This is a genomic window from Nitrobacter sp. 62-23, assembly GCF_001897285.1.
Lineage (GTDB): Bacteria > Pseudomonadota > Alphaproteobacteria > Rhizobiales > Xanthobacteraceae > Nitrobacter.
In genome coordinates this window covers 64,425-72,362 of sequence record NZ_MKSM01000064.1, presented here as the reverse complement: position 1 = coordinate 72,362, position 7,938 = coordinate 64,425, and the positions used below count along the sequence as shown (strand labels likewise).

General features: G+C 60.3%; 4 protein-coding genes. All 4 read right to left on the bottom strand.

What is annotated here, in order from left to right; all coding sequences use genetic code 11:
* Positions 1 to 3,868: 3,868 nt before the first annotated feature.
* The 4 genes from BGO16_RS05560 to BGO16_RS05545 all read right to left on the bottom strand — a co-directional run bounded on the left by BGO16_RS05560 (position 3,869) and on the right by BGO16_RS05545 (position 7,519).
* Positions 3,869 to 4,699 (bottom strand): hypothetical protein, encoded by an 831-nt coding sequence (locus BGO16_RS05560; RefSeq protein ID WP_292617588.1) that lies wholly within the window; start codon positions 4,697 to 4,699, stop codon positions 3,869 to 3,871.
* An 88-nt stretch (positions 4,700 to 4,787) separates the two neighbouring features.
* Entirely contained in the window at positions 4,788 to 5,858 is a 1,071-nt protein-coding gene (locus BGO16_RS05555) for a hypothetical protein (RefSeq protein WP_292617587.1), read from the bottom strand.
* 85 nt (positions 5,859 to 5,943) lie between these two features.
* Positions 5,944 to 7,191: a HipA domain-containing protein gene (locus tag BGO16_RS05550; RefSeq protein WP_292617586.1), complete on the bottom strand. Its 1,248-nt coding sequence runs from the start codon at positions 7,189 to 7,191 to the stop codon at positions 5,944 to 5,946.
* A complete protein-coding gene (locus tag BGO16_RS05545) occupies positions 7,184 to 7,519 on the bottom strand; it encodes a helix-turn-helix transcriptional regulator (RefSeq protein ID WP_292617585.1) in 336 nt (111 codons plus the stop codon). The genes BGO16_RS05550 and BGO16_RS05545 overlap by 8 nt, the downstream gene beginning before the upstream one ends.
* Between the last annotated feature and the right edge of the window lie 419 nt (positions 7,520 to 7,938).

Here is a 7,938-nt window from a genome sequence, read left to right as displayed (position 1 = left end):
ATGGTGAGCACCCGCCAATATCACTTCAACGATAGGCTCTCCGGTTTTCGTGGGCTCGTCGTTCCCGCAGTGACGGCCATCGTCGATGTTTACGATGCCTCCGCCGGCGGCGAGCTCGACCAAATGCTCGCCTTCGAAGGCCTCACGCAGGCCGATCTGCATCCCGACCTTGTGGAGCTTGCACGCACGCCGCGCCTGTTCAAGCTCGTGATCCGTTTTCGTGATCGTCTGGTGGAGGCAGGGCAGGTCACAATACATCGCCTGCTGTGGGAATACGGGCGGGATAGTTTCGGCGAGCGCGCCGGCAAATCCTTCAGCGAAGACGAATGGCGGGCATGGCTCGCTGAAATTGCTCATCGCTATCGAAGCGGAATTCAGGAGTTCTCGCTCAAGAGCCTTGGCGAAACAACCAGCCGGCCCGACCTCTCCGAGCGTGAGGTCTATGCACGTCTTAGCGACATCATCGACGGACGGTTCGCGTTATCCGGACCAACGGGGCGCGTGCAGCTGAGCCCAACCGTGGTTGCGCACGCGCTTGGGGCAGGATTATTGGCGCATCTCGATGCCATCAGCGACGCGACGTTTGCCGAGCTTGAGTCGAATGTCGCACAGTGGCTGGACCCGATTTCCGGTCTCGATCAGCGCGCAGAGATTCTTCGCGCGGCCGTGTCGATCCTGGTTGAACGGGGAGCGCCATCGGCAACGCCTGTTGGAGGCGTGCTGGTCACGGCATGGTTGCAGACCCAGAATGTCACCGACAGCCATCGGCTGGAGCTCGCCAGTCTAGCGCCCTCTATCCCCGATGCGCTGCTCGATGCCGTCGAGCAGTCGAGCGCATATGCGCAAAATTCCGCCCGGCTTTGGGCCGTCAATGCCCTGCGCGCCGTCCCGCGCCTCGAAGGCCCGACATTGTCTACAATCGTGGCACGGGTTCGTTCCTGGTTCTCGACCGTGTCTCGCGAGGTTGACAGCAGGCCGGATGCGAACGCGGAGTTCGAAAGCCGGCGCGCGGAGCGTTACATCAAGCGGATCGGAGTCGACACGTCCGGGCCACACACCGTGCTCAGCGTGCCGCTCCAACTGGTGGATCACGACGATGGTCGATTGCAGGCGGCAGCGCCTTCGATACTTGAAGGTTTCCCAGTTGCTGCGACCTTTCCCTGTTTCGAAGCGATCGCGGTTTGCTGTGCTGTTCGCGGGCACGCAGATGCCTGGCGAGGCCTGAAATGGCTATGCTATCTGAACGAGCTCGATCCTGGACCGACCGCCTCGGGACTGCGATCATTGTCAGCCGAGATCGGTGCGCGGACCGCAGAGCCCGGAATTCATCCGGAACTTCCGGCGCGCGCTGCGGCGTTGCTCCTCTGGTTGAGCGGGCACGAAGTAGACGAGGAGAGGGCCGCAGCAATCGATCCCGGCATCGATCGGCACGTCTCCTATGAAACGGACTATCTCGCGAATCCAAGCCGCAGCATCTTCGCGCTCGAACGCCGTCACGCCTCGATGGCGCTCGTCGACCAAGAGCGCAACCTGCACAGTCGTCTGCAGCGCACCAGCGAATTGTGGCTCGATCCGACCTTTGAGCCGCCGCCGGAGTTCGTTGAGGAACTGCGCGCCGCGGGGGCCAATTTCGATATCACGACGCTCCATCGGCAGATGGGGCATACGCACGAAGAATACCAGTTTGAGGAGCTTGAGCCGGCGCTCGCTCGGTGCGCTCCGGATGTTCTGGCCGAACTGCACCGGCGAAAACTCGCAAGCCTGGCGTCATGCCCATCTGAATCGCGTTATTGGAGCGCTATTCATGCAACCGACGCTTTCATTCTGGCCGGCGCGGCAGAAGCATCGTCGGCGCAAACGCTGCGCTTGAGTGCGCATAATCCGGATAAAAATCAGGAAGCCTTTGCCGCAAGCCAGCTGCTAAAGATCGAATTGCAGTCTCTTGCCGACGCTCGAAGTCAGCTCGAGACCTTGATCGCCGCTGATCTGACATTCATCCCAGCCGATCTTGCAGCGGTCGTGCGAATAGCGTCGAAAGAGGATGCAGACGTTCTCATCGATCGCCACGGTGGTGGGACCGTTAAGCAGAAACGCGACCTCGTTGTGCTGCTGTCGGTCCATCCGATCGATTTTAGCGACAGCGCCTGGTCATGGCTCATGGACCTGGTTGGCCGGGATGACCATGATCTACACGGCGTTCTTTTCCGCATGCTGACATTGGCCGACGCGGTGCGTTTCGGGCAGATGCTGGCCGCGCAGGCCTGGGAGTGGAAGCCATCGGCCCATATGTGGGTCAGCCATTACGGCAGCGAGGCGCTCATCCGATCTGAAACGGCTTTGCCGTTCGACCAATTGGCACCGCGACTAGCGCCGTGGCGGTTGCTCGAAGCGGCGCGTGTTCGCGGCGAGGACCCAAGCGAGGTGCGTCTGGCCGCCGAACTCCTTGGCCAAATCCTGGCTGGCGAGAAAATCACTGAACCGGACCCCGGCTCGACCCTCACAGTGGACCGCGCCGAGAAACGGTTCACGCCTTTCGTGATCTCCTTCCGGCCAAGGCCGAGCGCTGAAGAGCGCAGCGATCCCGCGGCATCGTTGCGCGCTGCGCTCGATGCGGATGCGCGCGCGAAAGCCCACGAACGTGCGATCGAAATAGCAACGACTCGTATCGAGGAAGCGCGCCGCTCCGGAGCAAGCCTCTATCTTACCAATATTGATGCCCCCGATATGATGTCGGTGATCCGCCATGCTCCGGACATACTGGATCGCTGGCTTGAGGGATCGAAGGAGATCACTGCCGAGTTTAAGCGGCGGGTTCGTCTAGCCGAGACCGCCTTCCTTGCGCTGTGTGAAGCTCTGCTCAATCACGACGCTGCGCGAGGCGCTGCACTATGGCGATCTCTTCGCGTAGCGGTATCGACACGTTACATTGGCGCGGCCGGCATCGACGAGCTGCTGCATATGGTGTTTCGCGCTCCTGATTCAGAGCCTCTGCTTCTGCTGCGCCAGGAACTCATCAGCCTCCCGCTCTGTCACACGGATCGGCATCTGTTCGATGTGGTGACAGCCGCCTTGTGCAACGGCAAAGCCGCATGGGTCTCGGCCGCGGCTGCAGAAGATAGCGCGTCCCCGTTGGTATGGCGGCAAAGGCGCGGTGTCCTGTTGCATGGGCTCAGCGCCGCGGATGCGCTTCCGATCGTCGAAGCATGGCCGGATGGCCAAATCCCCTCAGACACCGCCGACCTTCGTCGAAAGTCCGCGCGCCTGCGCTGGCGTGAAGCCTGTGCGCGCCATTGGTGGCGAGCCTATCTGGCCGCGCAGGACCGTGCGGCGGCTTATGCTGCGTGGGTTTTGTTTTTGCGATCCGCGGACGCAAGGGCCTCGGCCTGGATGAACGGCGACATGGATGCGCAGAATGACCGGGACGATTTTTCGGAGCTTAAGCGCGCGCACGTGCAGCTGAATCGGCAAAATCTGAAACGCGCAATGGAAAAGCGTCTCGAGAAGCGCGATAAGAAGTTCCTTGATCATGACATCGTTGAGGGCGTTGGCCCGTGGGGCAAAGTCAGCGGCTCTTGATCTGCTTCCTGCTGCTGCACGAATTCGATTACCTAACGTAACCGAACGCGACGGAGCAGGGTGGGCCAAGTATGGCCTGCGAAGATGTTGGCGTCCTCGATCAAATCAAGCTCACCGCGGCTGAGCGAGGAGGGAGCGTCCAGTCAAGCTGATCTGTCAAACGGATCGTCCTCGGACCATTTCTTGACTGTTTCGACGTGGGCATCCCAAAAATCCGAGAGGGCCTCTATATCCGACTGCGACAACCAGGGGTCCGTCAGATTGTCGAAGTGATTGAACTGCGGAATAGGAATCATGCCGTGCGCACCTTCCCACAGGATCGCACCTTGTATCGCCGCCGCTGCCCTGCAAATCCCCGGTGACATTTGGCGAGGGTGTCGAGCGAGAACCCGTTTTGACCGTCGATCAAAGAACTTCGGGAAAACGCGTCAGCCGCATGAGCGATAAATTTGTTGCCGAACTCAACGATGTTTTCCCATCCGCTCTCGGTCAGCATGGTTTCAATATCGTCGAAAATGCGGTTCTGGATCAGATCGCCACGGGACCGTGCCTCAGGTCCGACAGCGGACAGTTGATCAAACTTTGCGTTGGCAAGCTCGGAGGTGGACCATGCACGAGGTCCTGTTGTCTCCAGCCATTCTGTATGAACGCCGCTTCCGCGACTGATGATCCGATCGAAATGGGCCTGTTTCGGCAATGCTGGATCATAGGGCAGGCCGTCGTGGGCGATATAGTTCTCGCGCGTAAAAAGTGCGCGATGGCTCCTGATGTCGTCCAACACGCGCCGTAGGGATATGACCTGTCGCGCCGGCTTGTTCGAGGCCTTTTCCATCAGCTTGCGGATGGACAAGGTCTGGGTTGCGACAAAACCCTGATCCATGAACTGAGCCAGAGACCAATTTCGTGCTGAAGAGGGGTATCCAGCTTTGCGCGATAATCGGCGAGACTCGTTGGCCACACGGAAGACGGCGTCATTCCAGAGCATCGCCGAAATCTGGCGCGATACGGCGTGATCGTCTTTACCGGTGAGGAGCTGGATCCATTCAGCGCGTTTGGTCCGATAAAGAGAGAGGTTCGGCTTGTCGAGAACGTCGCAATCTTCCGGGGCGTATGAGTACGTCATGGCCGCTTCGATGTGAAAAGGTGCTTGCGGGTGTTTCGATCAGCGATGGCCGCAGCAGGACAGTGGAAATCTCGGCGTTTGCTAAGTCTCACTCGTAGGGAAGTTCACCGAACAGGCCGATCATGAGGTCGCCGTCGTAGAGGTGGAAGGGGATCTCGACATAGTGGTTGGGATGTCGAGGCAAGGCGCGTCCGTCGTTGGGGCCATTCTTGGTGTGCCCCCGAACGTGCTCGCCATTCTCTTTAACGTAAGGCAGCACGACGAGGCGGCCGTGATTGGTCGAGACGATCGTTCCTTCCTTCCAGATGGTCGCGCCTTCGGATTCGCCTGTCGAAGATGTTTCCTTGACCAGCCAGCCAACACCGCCATCCGGCTCGTACCAGAAGACGATGCCGTTTGAGACCAGCACACGCTCGCCGCGTGCGAGAGCCTCGGCGAGCATCCGTTGTACGCTCGCGAGCTGGAGCAACTGATTAGCGCGGGGAAGAAGGATTTGTCGGATCTTGGACTTTGTCTTTCCCCAATGAGAGCTGGCGCTCAAATTGAATCCATTTGCGATCTTCGCACGTTCAGCGGTTTGTGCGGCCTTCTCGCCGGCGGGATAAGGCTTTGACCAAACACCATCCGGACCCAAATAGAGAAGGACGTAGCGCCAGATGTTGCCGGTGCGTCCGAACTTGGCCACTTTCAGATATGGCATTTTCGCCAACTGTTCAGCGAGCTCCTGACGATAGCGCTCAGAGTCGGGCACGAGCTTCAGGGCGGCTGCGTCCGGTCGCTCGTCATCGGCGTGACGGCGCAAGGCCTCCGCCAGCATCAGCGCTTCTTCGTCTTGCAGGCGTTGCCTGGCTTGCAGCGCCTTGTCGACCTTGAGTGTGAGCGATCTCTTGATGACCGGGTCGATGGCGCGCGCCGCGAGAGCTTGCTGCAAGGTTGGATTGAGTGCGTTGGCTGCGGCGATAGCAGTTTCACGATCGGGATAGTGGTCAGCAAGGACTCTGTCGTTTTCTCCCGGCACCATCCGACCACGCCAGATCGGTGCGAACTCGCCCTTGTCGATGAGCTCCTGCATCATCCAACGCTCGAATCGTGGGCGGTAGTGGGGCCACACGGCCAGGACGACATCAGACACGCGTTTCAGCTCGGACCATTTCAGCATGACGGAACGCCTTTGCAGCGAGTCCGTGCGGCCTGACACTTCTTCATCATGCGGTCCGCTCCTGTTGCGTCCGGAAAGGTCCTCGTCACAGCGCTAGTGCTCGTTTGAGGTCGTCATGCTCGAACGCACTGGCCATACGGTTGATCTCGGCCGAACGGGCGCCGACCGCCTTTGCTGTGTCGCGCCAGGTGGCGGTCACCGTAGCGACTTCTTTGATAATCTCACGAGCCTGCGGCAGCGTCAGCCCGAAATATTCCGACGCGGCCTCAAGCAGGTCGAGCGAGCAGGTGCCTTCATCGAGATCGATGTTCGTCGTCAGCACCCGCGCTTTGAGATCAGTCGGAACGGGATTGAGGTCGTAAGCCGGCGAGAGGGACCAGCCCGTCTTTCCCAGCCAAAGGAAGCCGTGATTTCGGAGATGGTCGTCGACATTGGAGATCAGTACGTTGAAGACGACGCGCCGATACAGCGCATGCGCGTCCGTCTTTCCCTGAGCGCCATGTCGAGCAAGGGCATCGACGATCTCCGGATAGCTGCCGCGCTCCCCGTCCTTTGCGCCCATCATCGCCATCGCTGACAGGAATGGGACGCGAATCGCACCGTCGCGGTCGAAGCGTCGCGACAGCATGACTGCCTTGCCGGCGACGTCGATCAGTTCGTGCTGAGGCGTGGCGATATTTGCGTGGCTGGCCAGCCGCAGGGCGATCTCTTCCCATGTCTCCACGCTATAGTCGTCATTCTCTTTCGGGAATTTCGCGATGGAGAGATGACCATGTTGGTCGATGACGGAAGCCTTCGGGCGTGCGCCGCCGAGGGAAGAGCCGGGAGCAAAGATGAGTTGCAGGTCTTCATCGGTTTCTTCGTCCCGGAGGATCCGCTCGGTGATCTGGAGCAGTCGGCCAAGTTCGATCAGGGCAGGAACGCCGGCGCGGATCGGCGCCTGGAAAACCTCTTCGCCAACCCAGCGGAAGCGGAGCGCGCCCAGCCGGGTCTCGTCGGCGACGCCGAGCAAATAATCGCTCTCGACGAGGGTGCGGACGGCACGATCTTCGCGTTCGGCGAGACGGCGCTCGGCGCGCTGCATGAGGCGGCGCCCCCAGGTATCTGGCGCCGAGTCACCGATGGAGCCGAAGGTCGCCAGCCCGGCTGGCGGAGCGAAGGAGCCGCGCGTCAACGCAAGTGCCGGCTCCAGCGAGAAGCGGTCCTTGTCCTCAAGCCATGCGCCATCGTACTCGAAGAGGATCGTCTCCGCGCCTCGGACGCGATTGCACCTCGCCAGCCCGAGCCGGCGCGTGCTGCCTTTCAGATCGATATGAACCTCGAAATCAGCCATCGTTGGATGATCCGGTTGATCGCTTGAGATGGACACGCTTCGGGAGTTCAGCGCTGGCGAGCGCCTGGCCGACGCTGTCGTTGCTAATGTCGGCGACCCGGCTCAAGCCGTCGAGCAGGCCGAGCGCCTGCAGGACGCCGGCGTAAATGCCGATGCTGACGTTGGTGTCCCCGGCTTCAACCCTTTGCAAGGTCGATCGGGACGTGAAGGCGCGCTCGGCCACGACCGCCATCGGCAGCCGTCGGCGCCGACGGGCGTCATGGATGTCTGCGCCGAGCTTGCGCAAGGCGCGCCGCACGGCGGCAGGAGGGTTATGCGGGGTCGGCATTTGGATCCTTCGTACTACAAAGTGTGCTAATATGTAGCACGAAGATTACAATTTTGCCAGCTTGAAGTCTTGCACAGATGGAGGTTGAATAATACCTTTTTGGCAACAGCGTTGACAGATAGGTTCCAAACGTCCGCAACAGCGGCGGTTGTGGCTTTTATGTCGGCTGCCCGCTGGTCCGCCGTTGGTTTGAGTACTGGTCCGCCCGTCGCAGTCAGCAGCCGGCCGACCGGACACTTTGTGGCAAGAGCACAGCCCCGATCGTAGCATCAGTTCGGCGAAGAAAGTTGCAGCCGAGCGCTGCCGTCGCCGGAACGTTCCTTAAGCAGGCGTGCGGCGCAATAGGTGCGGAAGCAGCTATGTTGCTGAAATGGGTGAAAAGCTCGATGACATAATAATAGCCAAAATGGCTTTGGGAT

What these genes read in the sequence shown, in the direction of transcription:
- BGO16_RS05560 (WP_292617588.1), bottom strand. Translation starts at nt 4,699, where the DNA reads ATGACGTACTCATACGCCCCGGAAGATTGCGACGTTCTCGACAAGCCG.
- BGO16_RS05545 (WP_292617585.1), bottom strand. Translation starts at nt 7,519, where the DNA reads ATGCCGACCCCGCATAACCCTCCTGCCGCCGTGCGGCGCGCCTTGCGC.
- BGO16_RS05550 (WP_292617586.1), bottom strand. Translation starts at nt 7,191, where the DNA reads ATGGCTGATTTCGAGGTTCATATCGATCTGAAAGGCAGCACGCGCCGG.
- BGO16_RS05555 (WP_292617587.1), bottom strand. Translation starts at nt 5,858, where the DNA reads ATGCTGAAATGGTCCGAGCTGAAACGCGTGTCTGATGTCGTCCTGGCC.